Below are 13,085 nucleotides of genomic sequence, written 5' to 3'. Positions count from 1 at the left end.
TACAAGCAGAGGGTCGGCGGTTCGAGCCCGTCATTCTCCACCATCTTGCCGGTGTAGCTCAATTGGTAGAGCAACTGACTTGTAATCAGTAGGTTGGGGGTTCAAGTCCTCTTGCCGGCACCAGTTTCACTTTTATATTCACATATGGAGGGGTAGCGAAGTGGCTAAACGCGGCGGACTGTAAATCCGCTCCTTCGGGTTCGGCAGTTCGAATCTGCCCCCCTCCACCATTTTTTTTTACTTAATTGATTCATGGCCTTTATCGATTTTGGGCATACTTAAGTAAATTGACTCATTGGGCTATAGCCAAGCGGTAAGGCAACGGATTTTGATTCCGTCATGCGTTGGTTCGAATCCAGCTAGCCCAGCCATATGAGCCATTAGCTCAGTCGGTAGAGCATCTGACTTTTAATCAGAGGGTCGTAGGTTCGAATCCTACATGGCTCATCATAAAATCTCTCATCCTAATGTGGTGAGAGATTTTTTTCGTTTAGTAAAACCATGTCAGCAGCTGACATGGTTTTACTTTTTCCTAGCATATAATTCATTCCATTTTTTCTTTTGTTCTTCTTCACTTATACGATAGGGGTCTTCGAGGAGTTCCCACAGTAGTTCGCTTTTTTCTTCAAACGAAAGAGGCAGCTGCTTGATCAGCTCTCGGCATCGTTTTAAAAAAGCAGTATAGGGTTCCCAGCTGGAGTCAAATTGTGCTTCAAGTTCTTTTTTTAGTTTCCGTGTCAGTTTTGGGCTTGACCCATTCGAAGTCACAGCTACCTGCAGATGCCCGCGTCTGATTGTTGCAGGGAAAGTAACATTGCCTTCTTCAAATTCATCCACCACGCAAACAAACTGATGGGAGGGAAGGGCTTTAGCCAGAGCCTGATTGGCCTCTCGATTATTAGTCGCGAGAATCACAAGTGCTGCTTCATAAAAATCAGCCTGTATAGCTTTCCTATATATAAGAGTATAGTTTTTTTCTTCTGAAAGCTGAATGACTTCTTCAGACATTTCTGGGGCCACAAATGTAATCAAAGCATTTTCACCATGGAGAACCCTGGCTTTTCTAGCCGCAATTCTTCCTCCACCGGCAATGACTACTTTTTTTTCGGTAAGATTAATGATTAACGGCTGCATAGGGCTCTCCTTGTGTATTGGCTCTATCAATGACAATCTGCTGGATCACCTTGTGTTTGGCTAATGAATCCGTGCAGGAGATCTTATGGCCAAGCTTTTGGTTCCGCTTCACTTTCTGGTGTACTTCACTTAATAGTAGACCGCCAAACAATAAATAAGGCACCACAATGATCCGCCCTTTTGCTTTTGCAGTGATTTTTTCCAGCCCCTGGTCAAAGGTAGGTTCAATTGCTGCCAGATAGCATACATCTATATCTGCTATGCCAAGTCTTGTTTTGATCCCGGCTGTTATTTGTTCAAACGCAATGCGGGTTTGCGGATCACTGCTTCCTCTGCCGACAAGTAAAATAGAATCCGATAAAGAGATGGAATCTTTTACATGGCGTTTGACGAGTTCTGCTATAGCATCCAGAATCACTTCCTGAACACCTAGGGCATCTGCTGTTGTGACGGATATGTCAGGGTAGCGGCTAAGCAATGGTGCCAGTTCATTTGGTATGTCCTGTTTAATATGGCCGGCTGTGAGGAGGAAAACAGGCACTATTTTAATCTCCGTGGCTCCTCTTTCTACACAGCGGCGGAAGCCTTCTTCAATAAAAGGTGTGGTAAGCTCTAAAAAGCTTATTTCTTGTATGGGCGCTTTTACGTGTTCCATGACTGCTTGTAAAAATTGCTTGGCTTCCTCTGCCCCTTTTTTAGATCTGGTGCCGTGTCCGATGTATAAAATGGCTTTCATTATCATTCTCCTTTTTTTCACCCGTGTACAGCTGGCAAATGTGGAGCTACTTCTTCTTTGAACCAGTTCAGGTTGTGATGGAGCTTTACGACTTCTCCGATAATAATCATGCTGGGATTTGAAATGCCGGATTTTTTTACTTTCTCCTCTATATCGGAAAGTGTGCCCGCTACTGTCTGCTGGTCTGAGAGGGTGCCCCAATGGACGAGAGCAATTGGAGTATCAGGTGATTTTCCGTGCTGCATCAGGTTGCGGCATATATCCGGCAAATGCGATACTCCCATGTAGACGCAGATCGTGTCCACTGCCTGGGCAAGATGCTGCCATTGATGTTCAGCTTCGCGGTCGCCTGCCTGATGACCCGTAATAAAGGCAAAGCTCTTGCTTAAGGTACGATGCGTAACCGGTATGCCGGCATAGGCCGGAGCGGCAATTCCCGCTGTAATTCCAGGAATAATTTCATAAGGTACATCGTTTTTCGCACATTCTTCAGCTTCTTCACTGCCGCGGCCGAAAACAAAAGGATCTCCGCCTTTTAAGCGGACAACGTTCAATCCCTTTTTAGCATATTTAACAAGAAAGTGGTTAATGGTTTCCTGCTTCATCGTATGGTAATGCGGAAGTTTCCCACAATAAACCAGCTGCGCGTCAGGCTTTGCAAAGTCAAGCAGTTCGGGATTCACAAGGCGGTCATAGAGGATCACATCGGCCTGTTGAAGATAGCGCATGCCTTTGACCGTAATTAATTCAGGATCACCGGGACCTGCTCCTACTAAAAATACTTTTCCTGTCATCCTTTTCTCCCCTTTCCCTAATCTGTTTTCCGTATCTTCTTGGCTTTAGGACAATTTTAACATATTAAAAAGCGTCTTTAGAGTATTGATTTTCTTCGTAAATAATCCAGAACCTGATTTACAGATTCCTCAACTGTCGTCTGGTCTGATCGTATAGTGATTTCTGGTGCAGCCGGTTTTTCGTAGGGGGAGTCGATCCCGGTAAAATCTTTAATTTCGCCTCTGCGTGCTTTTACATATAACTGCTTAGGATCACGCCTCTCACATTCATCCAGTGGACAGTCAACGAAAACTTCAATAAACTCCTCCGGTTCAAACAACGCCCTCACTTGATCCCGATCGGATTGAAAGGGGGAAATGAAGGCAGTCGTGACCACCTTGCCGCTGTCGACAAACAGCTTGGCGACTTCTCCAATCCGGCGTATATTTTCAGTTCGGTCTTCATCTGTAAAACCAAGATCTTTATTCAGGCCGTGCCGAATATTGTCCCCGTCCAGTACGTATTCACTGATTCCATGTTTATATAACGCGGCAGAAACAGCATTTGCGATTGTGGATTTGCCTGATCCTGAAAGGCCCGTAAACCAGAGTGTACAGCTCCCGTGGGCGTGTTGAACACGGCGGTCAAGTTTTGTAATGGCGGCTGAGTGCCACGTAAGATTCGTTGATTTCGTCATGCTTTCCCTCCTATGAGATGGCTTCTTGCCGGATTCCTTCTATCAGTACATTGACAACTTCTTTTCGGCTGAACGTAGAGGGAGGGAGTTCGCCGGCACGGAGCATTTCCCTGACTTTCGTTCCGGATAGAATGACTCGGTCTTCTTTGCCGTGCGGACAGGTTTTATCTGAAGCCATCCCTTCGCATTTGTTGCAGTAGAAGCTGTGTTCAAAAAAGAGCGGTTTGATGCCAAGCTCTTCTTCTGTGAACTCGCTGAAAATATGCTGAGCGTCATACGTTCCATAGTAATCCCCAACCCCTGCATGATCCCGTCCTACGATAAAGTGGGTGCACCCGAAATTTTTGCGGGCGATGGCATGGAAAATGGCTTCTCTTGGCCCGGCGTACCGCATAGCAGCCGGATACACCCCGAGCTGAACACGGTCTTTCGGGTAATAATGATCAAGCAGCACCCGGTAGCTTTTTAAGCGGATATCTGCTGAAATATCATCTGATTTTGTTTCTCCAACCAGCGGATTTACAAAGAGTCCATCTACTGTTTCAAGAGCCGCCTTTTGAATGTATTCATGAGCCCGGTGAATGGGGTTGCGGGTTTGAAACCCGACCACTGTTTTCCAGCCTTTTTCTTTAAATAAAGCCCGGGTTTCTTTTGGCTTAAGCCATACATCCCCAAACACTCCTTTTTCAGGGTGCTTAGTCAGTACCACATCGCCTCCCACATACACCGGGCCGCGTTCAAATAACCGTTTAACGCCTGGATGGGCAGGGTCATCTGTTTTGTACACCTCAAGAGCTTCCTTTTTTAAATCAGGTGTGAACCATTCCGAAACCGTGATGACTCCGTAAGTCTGTCCGTTGTGAACCAGCTCAATTTGTTCTCCCTTTTTTAATGTTTCGGCATAAGCGGTGGAAACAGGAAGCGTGATGGGGATGGGCCAGACTGTACCATTTTTTAAACGCATATTCCGGACGACTGATTCATAATCCTCTTTTCCCAAAAACCCGGTCAAGGGGCTAAATAAGCCTACACTGATGCCTTCTAAATCGCTTAATGAAATACTGTCTATTTGAAGCTCCTTCTCTATGGAAGATAAATTCTTCGTTGGTTCATAAGCTTGAATTAGGGTTCCTCCATGAGGCTCAGGCAGGTATGTCATTTTACTTCACCATTCCTTTATCGTTTATTTTCTGCTCCGGCATCAGCCGGGATCGTTAAGACAGGAGCCGGACGTTTGACTAAAAACAGAACACCCAAAACCGAAATGATCACACCGACTAATGCAACGATGGGGTAAAAATTCTGTTCAACAAGCAGTAAAATCATCGTATAAGATAACACCATCGACAGAACGGGTGATACGACCCATACGGTGAGCATCTGCACGACAATGGATTTTTTTAAGACTGCTTTTCCTTGCTTGGCAAAACCGATGCCAATAATGGAAGAAGTCGTGATTTGTGTTAAGGGAACCGGGATTCCAAATAAGGAAGCGGCTGTTACAATGCTTGCCCCGGTGCCTGAAATCACACAGCCTTCCTCAAGCTTGAGGGATGTAATCTTTTTCCCGTTCGTCTCCATGACGCGGTGGCCGAGAAAAAGTGCGCCGAGTGCCACAAAGAGACCGCCCCATAAAATTCCGTCGCCTGTGGTCAATAAGCCGGCTCCGACAAGAGGCCCAACCGCATTCGCGACATTATTCATTCCCGCTGAAAAAGCTTCAAATAAGCCCATAAAAATGACGGCAGGTGCTAAGTATTTTGCTGAATGAGGCTTAGCTATCCAGCTCTTTACTTTTTTCAGTTCCAGACATTTTGCAGCAGCAATAGCTATGAAGAAGGCTGCAACGGGTGTCAGCAGCCAAAAGGACACAATCCATAAAAGCTTTCCAAAAAATACAGAGTGGTACACAATCCCGGCACCTACAACTGATCCAACGGCTACTTCACTGGTGGAGAGCGGGATGCCAAAGATGTTGGCTAAAAATAGGGAGAGGGCAGCGGATGCCAGCACGATCACCGCAATGGTCACAGTAAACGTATCGCTAGGAACGATGCCGCTGCCGATGGTTTTAACGACTTCCCCACCGCCAAGCCATGCGCCAAAAAAGACCGTTACAGCACATAAACCAAGTGCCATTAACCGGTTTTTAATGACGCCTGAGCCATAGGCGATCCCCATCGTAGCGGCTGCACCGCTCGCTCCGATGTTAAAAGCAAAAAACAGTCCGATTGAGATCGCGATGACAGAGAGCATCGCACCGACCTCCTTTCATCAAGTGTGCAAGCCGCATTCTGTCTTGCTGTTTTGCTGCCATCTGCCGGCGCGGGAATCTCCGTCAGCTGACACAGCACTTGTACAGGGAAAACAGCCAATGCTTGGATACCCTTGTTTATGCAGCGCATTAAATGGTAAATCATGTGCCTCAATGTACGTCCAGACTTCTTCCCAGGTCCAGTGGATTAGGGGACAGATTTTAATGTTTTGAAATTTCTCGTCCTTGTTAAGGAATTCGGTATGTGCTCTTGTCGGCGATTGTTCCCGGCGCAGACCCGAAATCCATGCTTTTTTTGACCCCAATGCTTCTTTTAACGGAAGAACTTTGCGAATATGGCAGCATTGATTCGGATCTTTTTTCCATAGAGCTGAACCATAGGCTTCACGCTGCTCATCAAGGGTGAGCGCCGGTTTCTTCAGCTCAATATTCAGGGTGGGAAAACGCTCCTTGATTTTAGCGATGACGTCATAGGTCTCCTGGAAATGAAGAGCGGTGTCTAAAAAGACAATATGAGCATCGGGTTGTACTCCGGCAATCAGATCAATCAAGACAATAGCTTCTGCTCCGAAGCTTGAAGCATACACAATCTCCGTTTCCGAATAAGCTTCGTACGCCCAGGTCAGTACTTCTTTTGCCCCTTTTGTGTCCCCGTCAATGATGAAAGCATCCGAACATGGCTTCCATTGGTCGTAGCTGACAGCGTTCATATGCGCCGCTCCTTTCCTTTATAGAAGGATAAGGTTAAATAAAAAAACGCTTTTCCATTTAGGAAAAGCGCATGATCTATGTCTGCACCTTATCTTCCAAAATGGCTTTCATTTTGCTGGAGTTGGCACCTTGCAAAATTAGCAGGTTGCCGCGGCATCGACGGGCCAGTCCCTCAGCCGCTCTGGATAAGCTAGTTATGAAGTTGTTGTGAATAATCCTACCATACCACTATGAATAGTCAACCTTAAATAAATCGTAAATTGAAAATATTTTTAAATTAAGAACATAGGCCCAGCTATTTAGCTGCCTTACTAACTCCTTTATATCCTCCCTAAATACTATGATTTTCTTTTACACTATGTTCCTGACGCATATATATGCATGACTCTGCTTGGTTGAGTCACTTGTGGTGAAAGCGTTACAATGACAGTGGTTAAAAGAAATAATGGTAAGGGGGATCCGTTTTATGGAAAAGAAAAATATTTCACTCATTGGAGTACCGATGGATTTGGGACAGATGCGAAGAGGCGTCGATATGGGCCCAAGTGCCATCCGGTATGCTGGTGCGATTGAACGTTTGGAAAACCTGGGGCATAAAGTGGAAGACCTCGGGGATATCCGCATTGACCAGCCGGAGCGAGTACATACTGCGGACACCAATTTGCGGAATTTAGATGCAGTGGTAAAGGGCAGTACTGAACTGGCTCAAAAAGTAAAATCTGTGAAAGATAAAGGGGATTTTCCGTTGATTCTTGGCGGAGATCACAGTATTGCAATTGGCTCGCTTGCTGGAATCAGTCAGCGCTACGATAATCTTGGGGTCATCTGGTATGATGCGCATGGTGATTTGAATACAGGGGATACTTCACCATCCGGAAACATCCATGGCATGCCGCTTGCAGTGAGCTTGGGCATCGGCCATCCGGATCTTGTGAACATTCTGGACTACACGCCAAAAGTAAGACCGGAGAATATTGTCATTATTGGAGCACGGTCTCTTGATGAAGGAGAGCGGGAGCTGATTAAAGAAAAAGGCATGCGTGTCTATACGATGCATGAAGTGGATCGCATGGGCATGACCCGTGTGATGGAGGATGCCATTGAATACTTAAGAGAAAAAACAGACGGCGTTCATTTATCTCTTGATCTCGACGGATTAGATCCAATGGATGCACCGGGTGTGGGAACACCGGTTATCGGCGGGATCAGCTATCGCGAAAGCCATTTGGCTATGGAAATGCTGGCAGAATCAAATATCCTGACATCTGCTGAATTTGTGGAAGTAAATCCTATTTTGGATGAAAAAAATAAAACAGCACGCGTGGCAGTTGCATTGATGGGTTCGTTATTTGGTGAAAAACTGCTGTAATAAAAAAGCTGGCCTGCGGGTCAGTTTTTTTATGTTTATTTTCTGATAAATCTTCTGTGCTTTTTGTAAAAAATGGGATGACTAGGGTCTTTTGTAGCTGTATAATCAAATAGGTATACATCGACACAACAGTCAGAATTAAATCAGCATACATACATATATATTACAAAAATATTTCAAATAAATTGTGTGAAACCTTTTGCGGACAGAATACGTACATAGGGTAGAGCCGCTGAAGCGGAGGTAAGAGAAATGGAACTCATTGTGAAAAAAAGAATAAAACAGGTACTCAAAGGTGATCAGAATGCATTTGGGGAAATTGTGGAACTATATAAAGACAAAGTGTTCCATGTTTGCTACCGAATGCTGGGCAATCGGCACGAAGCCGAGGACATTTCACAGGAAGCGTTTATTCGGGCGTACACAAATATTCATACATTCGATATTGACCGTAAATTTTCCACCTGGCTTTATCGAATTGCTACGAATTTGTGCATCGACCGCATCCGAAAGAAAAAGCCCGATTACTTTTTAGATGCTGAAGTAGCTGGTACGGAGGGGTTGACGATGTACTCCCAGATTCAGACGGATGAACCGCTGCCGGAAGAAGAAGTGGAGTCAATGGAGTTACAGAGCTCAATACAAAAAGAAATTTCGTTGCTGCCTGATAAATATCGTACGGTGATCGTTTTAAAATATATTGAAGAACTCTCACTGAAAGAAATCAGTGAGATTCTGGATCTGCCGCTTGGCACTGTCAAGACGAGGATCCACCGGGGGCGCGAAGCACTCCGAAAGCAGTTAAGAACATTGTAGAGAGGGTGAGTTCTATGAACACTTGTCCTGAAGAAATCGTGCATTTGATGCATGAATATCTAGATGAAGAGTTGTCATATGAAAAGGAAAATGAGTTAAAGCAGCACCTTCAGAACTGTGAAGCGTGCCGGACTCATTTTCAGGAATTAAAACGGACGATTGCGTTTGTACAAAGCACATCCCATATAACAGCACCAACCGGCTTTACGCAAAATGTGATGAGCCGCCTGCCGAAGGAAAAGAAAAAAGCAGGCATGCAGAGATGGTTTCAAAACAACCCATTTTTTGCAGCTGCAGCCGTCTTCTTAATTTTAATGGGCGGAAGTCTCCTGACAGCCTGGAACAGCGAGGATAAATTTGCTTTTACTAATAACGACAATGTCGTGGTAGAAGGCCATACAGTGGTTGTGCCTGAAGGTGAAGTGGTTAAGGGCGACATGGTCGTCCGAAACGGTGATCTGCGGGTTGAAGGTCAAGTAGATGGAAATGTAACCGTTATTAATGGAGAACGCTACGTAGCAGGCGCCGGTTCCATTACCGGTCAGATAGAAGAAGTGGACCAGGCCTTTGAATGGCTTTGGTACAATATAAAATCAGCTTTTAATGAGCTTGGTGATTTGTTTGAATCAGAGGATAATAATGAATAGCTGTTTTAAAGAGGATGCATCTGAACGAATTCAGATGCATCCTCTTTTTTTGTCATCTAATAATTTTACCGCTGCCGGGAGAGAATGCGGACTTACCGTATAAGGTGTGTTATAATGACATAGTTTAAAACAAAATCAACGTTAATTTCCTATAGTGGGAATGTTTCAAATACATTAGTGGAGGAAGTCATATGCCGTTTGCCGATCAATTCACAGATTTAGCGGTATTGGATCTTGTGATCAACGCAGTCGATATTTTACTCGTCTGGTTTGTGGTTTATAAATTAATCACTGTGATCCGCGGGACGAAGGCTGTGCAGCTCTTAAAAGGGATTTTTGTTATTGTCATCGTCCGGGGGCTCAGTGAACTCCTTGGTTTTAATACGTTAGCATGGATGATGTCTCAGGTAATGCTCTGGGGGGTTCTTGGCGTCATTATCATCTTTCAGCCGGAATTGCGAAGAGCCCTTGAACAACTTGGGCGCGGCAAGATTTTCGCCAGAGGCAATCTCCAGGAAGATGAAGAGCGGGACCGTCTTGTAGAGGCGGTGACCAAATCCGTCAGCTACATGGCTAAACGGCGGATTGGAGCGCTCATTACATTTGAAAGAGAAACCGGCATGGGTGACTATATTGAAACGGGAATTCAAATGGATTCGCATTTGACATCCGAGCTCTTAATTAATTTATTTATTCCGAACACGCCTCTACATGATGGTGCTGTCATTATCCAAAAGAGCCGGATTGCAGCAGCTGCCTGTTACCTTCCTCTTTCAGAAAGCCCCTTTATATCAAAGGAGCTTGGTACAAGGCACCGCGCAGCACTTGGCGTAAGTGAGGTAACCGACAGCATCACAGTGGTCGTTTCTGAAGAAACAGGGGCGATCTCATTTACAGCCAACGGAGAGCTGCAGCGGAATTTGGAGCTTGATGAGTTCAGCTCCCTGCTTCGCCGTGAGTGGTTTGGAGAAAGTGAAACCGCCGCTGCCTCGACGCGTTGGAATTGGAGGGGTAAAAAGAATAATGGATAAATTTCTGGAGAGCCGATGGTTTCTAAGAGGTTTTGCGTTATTAATGGCTGCAATTATGTTTGCGACCGTCAACAGTCCTGATGATCAGCAAAATGAAAATCCAAACCCGCAAAGTACAACAGAAGTAATCGAAAATGTACCGGTTGATACGATTTATAATCAGGATTCATTAGTCGTGACAGGCGTGCCGAGTTCTGTTAATGTTTCCATTTCCGGTCCTGCACAAATTGTTGCGGCAACAAGAGGACTTAGAAATTACAGAGTTTTTGTAAACTTGAGTGAAGAGGAAATCGGTACGCACGAAGTACAAATTCAGTATGAGGGATTTTCCCAGCAGCTTGATGTTACTCTTTCCGAGCCTTATGCAGAGGTTACGATCGATGAGCGGGTGACGGAAGAATTCACCGTGGACACAGAATTTAGTGATACTATTATTCCGGATGGCTACGAGCTTGAAGAAGTAACGGTAAGCCCTGAGACGGTTGTCGTAACCGGTGCGAAAAACATTATTGACGCGATCAGGTATGTTAGGGCGACCATTAATGTGGATGGGGAAGTAGACGGGGAAGAAACGGTTCAATCGACCGTGCAGGTGCTGAATGCAGACCTTGATAAATTGCCGGTTTCCATCGAGCCGGCTACAGTAGATGTGGATATCAGCGTAAATCAGCCAAGCAGGGAAGTCAGTATTGTCCCGGTTCAAACGGGTACACTTTCAGACGGGCTTGAAGTGGACGAGCTGACGCTTTCAAATGACACCGTCACCATTTTTGGCCCGACGGATGTTATTGATGCGATTGAGGAAATAGAAGTGCCATTCGATTTAACCGGTATTGAAGAAAGCGGTTCGCGGATTGAAGTGCCGATCCCGATTCCGGATGGAGTAGGCGAGCTGTCGGATCCATCAGCCGCTGCAATCGTCACGTTTACGACGGATCCGGAAGAAGCAGACGAAAACAATGAGCCAGTGTCTGAAGAACCTGTTCAGCCTTCAGATGAGCCGGAGGAAACACCCGAGGATGCACCTGAAGAAGCCCCTGATGATCCAGCAGATGAAAATAATGAGAGCGATGAAAATGCAAGTACAGAATCAGATACAGAAAAGGAAGAAGAGCTGACTCTGTCGGCTCTTCCTGTCGAAGTAAGAGGTTCCGGCGATGATCTGCAGGCGGCGTTTCAAAATCCGCCGAGCGGGGAGCTTAATCTGCGTGTGACAGGCGAGTCAGACGAGGTGGAAGCCTTAACAGAAGAAGATGTAACGCTTTACGTAGATGCAGCGGAACTTGAAGAAGGCGAGCATGAAGTAGAAGTGCAAGTCGAAGGTCCGCCTGAAATGGTGTACGTGCTGTCTCAATCAAACGTCACCATTCAGCTTTCACAAGCATAAAAAAACAAAAGACTATTGGATTAGGCAAAGATAAGAAGGAGCGATGAATGCAATGGGTAAATATTTTGGAACAGACGGTGTTCGCGGCGTAGCAAATGCGGAACTGACGCCTGAACTGGCTTTCAAGCTGGGACGCTTTGGGGGCTACGTGCTGACAAAAGAAACCACGAGACCGAAAGTACTAATCGGCCGTGATACACGAATTTCAGGACATATGCTCGAAGGCGCACTGGTAGCAGGCCTTCTTTCAATAGGTGCAGAAGTGATGCGCCTTGGTGTGATTTCAACACCTGGAGTTGCATTCCTGACAAAAGCAATGGGTGCTCAAGCGGGCGTCATGATTTCTGCTTCGCATAACCCGGTACCGGATAACGGCATTAAATTTTTTGGCCCTGACGGCTTTAAGCTTACAGACGAGCAGGAAAATGAAATTGAAGCATTAATCGATGCAGAACAAGATGAAACGCCGCGTCCTGTCGGAGGAGACCTTGGTATCGTTACCGATTATTTTGAAGGCGGACAAAAATACCTTCAGTATCTGAAACAAACAGCAGATGAAGACTTTTCAGGCATTCACGTGGCACTTGATTGTGCACACGGAGCGACTTCAGCTCATGCAACGCACTTGTTTGCTGATCTTGATGCTGACCTTTCTACAATGGGGGCATCTCCAAACGGCTTAAACATTAACGAAGGGGTTGGCTCGACTCACCCTGAAGCTCTTGCTGCCTTTGTAAAAGAGAAAAATGCGGACGTAGGACTTGCGTTTGATGGCGACGGCGACCGGATTATTGCAGTTGATGAAAACGGAAAGATTGTAGACGGCGACCAGATTATGTTTATCTGCGCGAAGCATCTGAAATCAGAAGCGCGTCTGAAACATAATACGCTTGTTTCTACTGTTATGAGCAACCTCGGCTTTTATAAGGGGCTCGAAGCAGAAGGAATCACGAGCATCCAGACAGCTGTTGGCGACCGGTATGTAGTAGAAGAAATGAAAAAGCATAACTATACACTTGGCGGCGAACAGTCCGGACATATTATTTTCCTTGATTACAACACCACAGGAGACGGTCTGCTGACTGGGCTTCATCTCGTTAACATTATGAAGGTGACAGGCAAAAAGCTTTCTGAGCTTGCAGGTGAAATGGAAATTTTCCCTCAGAAGCTTGTGAACATCCGAGTAAGTGATAAGCATGGTGTAACGGATAACGATCGTGTGAAAGCTGTTATTCAGGAAGTGGAAGCTGAGATGAATGGAAACGGCCGTATTTTAGTCCGCCCTTCCGGCACTGAGCCGCTTGTACGCGTCATGGCGGAAGCGCAAACCGCGGAACTTTGCGAAGCATATGTGAACCGTATTGCGGAAGTCGTAGAAGATGAAATGGGAATTAAAGCGTGATCACAAACTGCCGGGCATCAAACCCGGCAGTTTTTTGTGTTTAAATTGTTAACCTGCCGTAACCCATGAAATAGTGAAAACTGTTAAACTAAACCTTGTGCTCATT

The 13,085-nt window shown here is 45.6% G+C and carries 13 protein-coding genes, 4 tRNA genes and 1 riboswitch; of the genes, 10 read left to right on the top strand and 7 right to left on the bottom strand.

Translation table 11 applies throughout. The features are described 5' to 3' along the window. The first annotated feature begins 47 nt into the window (after positions 1–47). The 4 genes from ACQCT8_RS16010 to ACQCT8_RS15995 all read left to right on the top strand — a co-directional run bounded on the left by ACQCT8_RS16010 (position 48) and on the right by ACQCT8_RS15995 (position 447). Positions 48–123 (top strand) — tRNA-Thr (locus ACQCT8_RS16010). A 23-nt stretch (positions 124–146) separates the two neighbouring features. Next, positions 147–230: transfer RNA gene (locus ACQCT8_RS16005), tRNA-Tyr, on the top strand. A gap of 66 nt (positions 231–296) precedes the next feature. Beyond that, positions 297–371, top strand: a tRNA-Gln gene (locus tag ACQCT8_RS16000). A gap of 3 nt (positions 372–374) precedes the next feature. Beyond that, positions 375–447: transfer RNA gene (locus tag ACQCT8_RS15995), tRNA-Lys, on the top strand. 75 nt (positions 448–522) lie between these two features. Here ACQCT8_RS15995 and ACQCT8_RS15990 read toward each other — a convergent pair. The 7 genes from ACQCT8_RS15990 to ACQCT8_RS15960 form a co-directional block, all read right to left on the bottom strand. After that, positions 523–1,134, bottom strand: coding sequence for a precorrin-2 dehydrogenase/sirohydrochlorin ferrochelatase family protein (locus ACQCT8_RS15990; protein ID WP_426872737.1), 612 nt, complete (start codon positions 1,132–1,134; stop codon positions 523–525). Next, the gene (locus tag ACQCT8_RS15985; RefSeq protein WP_426872734.1) at positions 1,115–1,870 is read right to left on the bottom strand and encodes a sirohydrochlorin chelatase; all 756 of its coding nucleotides are present in this window, start codon (positions 1,868–1,870) and stop codon (positions 1,115–1,117) included. Before ACQCT8_RS15985 ends, ACQCT8_RS15990 begins: the two co-directional genes overlap by 20 nt. A 17-nt stretch (positions 1,871–1,887) precedes the next feature. Next, a complete protein-coding gene (gene cobA / locus ACQCT8_RS15980; RefSeq protein ID WP_426872732.1) occupies positions 1,888–2,664 on the bottom strand; it encodes a uroporphyrinogen-III C-methyltransferase in 777 nt (258 codons plus the stop codon). Positions 2,665–2,741: 77 nt separating this feature from the next. Continuing rightward, positions 2,742–3,341, bottom strand: coding sequence for an adenylyl-sulfate kinase (cysC, locus tag ACQCT8_RS15975; protein WP_426872730.1), 600 nt, complete (start codon positions 3,339–3,341; stop codon positions 2,742–2,744). Positions 3,342–3,351: 10 nt separating this feature from the next. Then, complete coding sequence (gene sat, locus ACQCT8_RS15970) at positions 3,352–4,500, bottom strand: sulfate adenylyltransferase (protein ID WP_426872728.1); 1,149 nt, start codon at positions 4,498–4,500, stop codon at positions 3,352–3,354. Positions 4,501–4,517: 17 nt separating this feature from the next. Continuing rightward, complete coding sequence (locus ACQCT8_RS15965; protein ID WP_426872726.1) at positions 4,518–5,597, bottom strand: anion permease; 1,080 nt, start codon at positions 5,595–5,597, stop codon at positions 4,518–4,520. Between the two features lie 18 nt (positions 5,598–5,615). Next, on the bottom strand, positions 5,616–6,326 hold the full coding sequence (locus tag ACQCT8_RS15960; RefSeq protein WP_426872724.1) for a phosphoadenylyl-sulfate reductase: 711 nt from the start codon (positions 6,324–6,326) through the stop codon (positions 5,616–5,618). Between the two features lie 86 nt (positions 6,327–6,412). Then, positions 6,413–6,519: riboswitch (SAM riboswitch) on the bottom strand. 274 nt (positions 6,520–6,793) lie between these two features. On the opposite strand from ACQCT8_RS15960, the gene rocF reads away from it, so the two are divergent. The 6 genes from rocF (at position 6,794) to glmM (ending at position 12,979) form a co-directional block, all read left to right on the top strand. Then, positions 6,794–7,696 carry an arginase gene (gene rocF / locus ACQCT8_RS15955; protein WP_426872722.1) on the top strand — a complete coding sequence of 301 codons (903 nt, stop codon included), beginning with the start codon at positions 6,794–6,796 and terminating at the stop codon, positions 7,694–7,696. Between the two features lie 252 nt (positions 7,697–7,948). Next, positions 7,949–8,512, top strand: coding sequence for an RNA polymerase sigma factor SigW (sigW, locus tag ACQCT8_RS15950; protein WP_278241049.1), 564 nt, complete (start codon positions 7,949–7,951; stop codon positions 8,510–8,512). A 14-nt stretch (positions 8,513–8,526) separates the two neighbouring features. Beyond that, entirely contained in the window at positions 8,527–9,159 is a 633-nt protein-coding gene (locus tag ACQCT8_RS15945) for a zf-HC2 domain-containing protein (protein WP_426872719.1), read from the top strand. A 191-nt stretch (positions 9,160–9,350) separates the two neighbouring features. Continuing rightward, positions 9,351–10,190, top strand: a complete 840-nt coding sequence (cdaA, locus tag ACQCT8_RS15940) for a diadenylate cyclase CdaA (RefSeq protein ID WP_426872717.1) — start codon at positions 9,351–9,353, stop codon at positions 10,188–10,190. After that, complete coding sequence (locus ACQCT8_RS15935) at positions 10,183–11,577, top strand: CdaR family protein (RefSeq protein WP_426872715.1); 1,395 nt, start codon at positions 10,183–10,185, stop codon at positions 11,575–11,577. Before cdaA ends, ACQCT8_RS15935 begins: the two co-directional genes overlap by 8 nt. Before the next feature lie 52 nt (positions 11,578–11,629). Further along, positions 11,630–12,979 (top strand): phosphoglucosamine mutase, encoded by a 1,350-nt coding sequence (gene glmM / locus ACQCT8_RS15930; RefSeq protein WP_426872713.1) that lies wholly within the window; start codon positions 11,630–11,632, stop codon positions 12,977–12,979. The last annotated feature ends 106 nt before the right edge of the window (positions 12,980–13,085 follow it).

It is taken from the genome of Jeotgalibacillus proteolyticus, assembly GCF_050107735.1.
GTDB lineage: Bacteria > Bacillota > Bacilli > Bacillales > Jeotgalibacillaceae > Jeotgalibacillus > Jeotgalibacillus proteolyticus_A.
The sequence above is the reverse complement of the archived record's forward strand: the minus strand, read 5'-3'. Positions and strand labels throughout refer to the sequence as shown.

Excerpts from the sequence above, each read along its gene's own strand:
- ACQCT8_RS15990 (WP_426872737.1), bottom strand. The coding sequence starts at position 1,134 with ATGCAGCCGTTAATCATTAATCTTACCGAAAAAAAAGTAGTCATTGCC.
- ACQCT8_RS15985 (WP_426872734.1), bottom strand. The coding sequence starts at position 1,870 with ATGAAAGCCATTTTATACATCGGACACGGCACCAGATCTAAAAAAGGG.
- cobA (WP_426872732.1), bottom strand. The coding sequence starts at position 2,664 with ATGACAGGAAAAGTATTTTTAGTAGGAGCAGGTCCCGGTGATCCTGAA.
- cysC (WP_426872730.1), bottom strand. The coding sequence starts at position 3,341 with ATGACGAAATCAACGAATCTTACGTGGCACTCAGCCGCCATTACAAAA.
- sat (WP_426872728.1), bottom strand. The coding sequence starts at position 4,500 with ATGACATACCTGCCTGAGCCTCATGGAGGAACCCTAATTCAAGCTTAT.
- ACQCT8_RS15965 (WP_426872726.1), bottom strand. The coding sequence starts at position 5,597 with ATGCTCTCTGTCATCGCGATCTCAATCGGACTGTTTTTTGCTTTTAAC.
- ACQCT8_RS15960 (WP_426872724.1), bottom strand. The coding sequence starts at position 6,326 with ATGAACGCTGTCAGCTACGACCAATGGAAGCCATGTTCGGATGCTTTC.
- rocF (WP_426872722.1), top strand. The coding sequence starts at position 6,794 with ATGGAAAAGAAAAATATTTCACTCATTGGAGTACCGATGGATTTGGGA.
- sigW (WP_278241049.1), top strand. The coding sequence starts at position 7,949 with ATGGAACTCATTGTGAAAAAAAGAATAAAACAGGTACTCAAAGGTGAT.
- ACQCT8_RS15945 (WP_426872719.1), top strand. The coding sequence starts at position 8,527 with ATGAACACTTGTCCTGAAGAAATCGTGCATTTGATGCATGAATATCTA.
- cdaA (WP_426872717.1), top strand. The coding sequence starts at position 9,351 with ATGCCGTTTGCCGATCAATTCACAGATTTAGCGGTATTGGATCTTGTG.
- ACQCT8_RS15935 (WP_426872715.1), top strand. The coding sequence starts at position 10,183 with ATGGATAAATTTCTGGAGAGCCGATGGTTTCTAAGAGGTTTTGCGTTA.
- glmM (WP_426872713.1), top strand. The coding sequence starts at position 11,630 with ATGGGTAAATATTTTGGAACAGACGGTGTTCGCGGCGTAGCAAATGCG.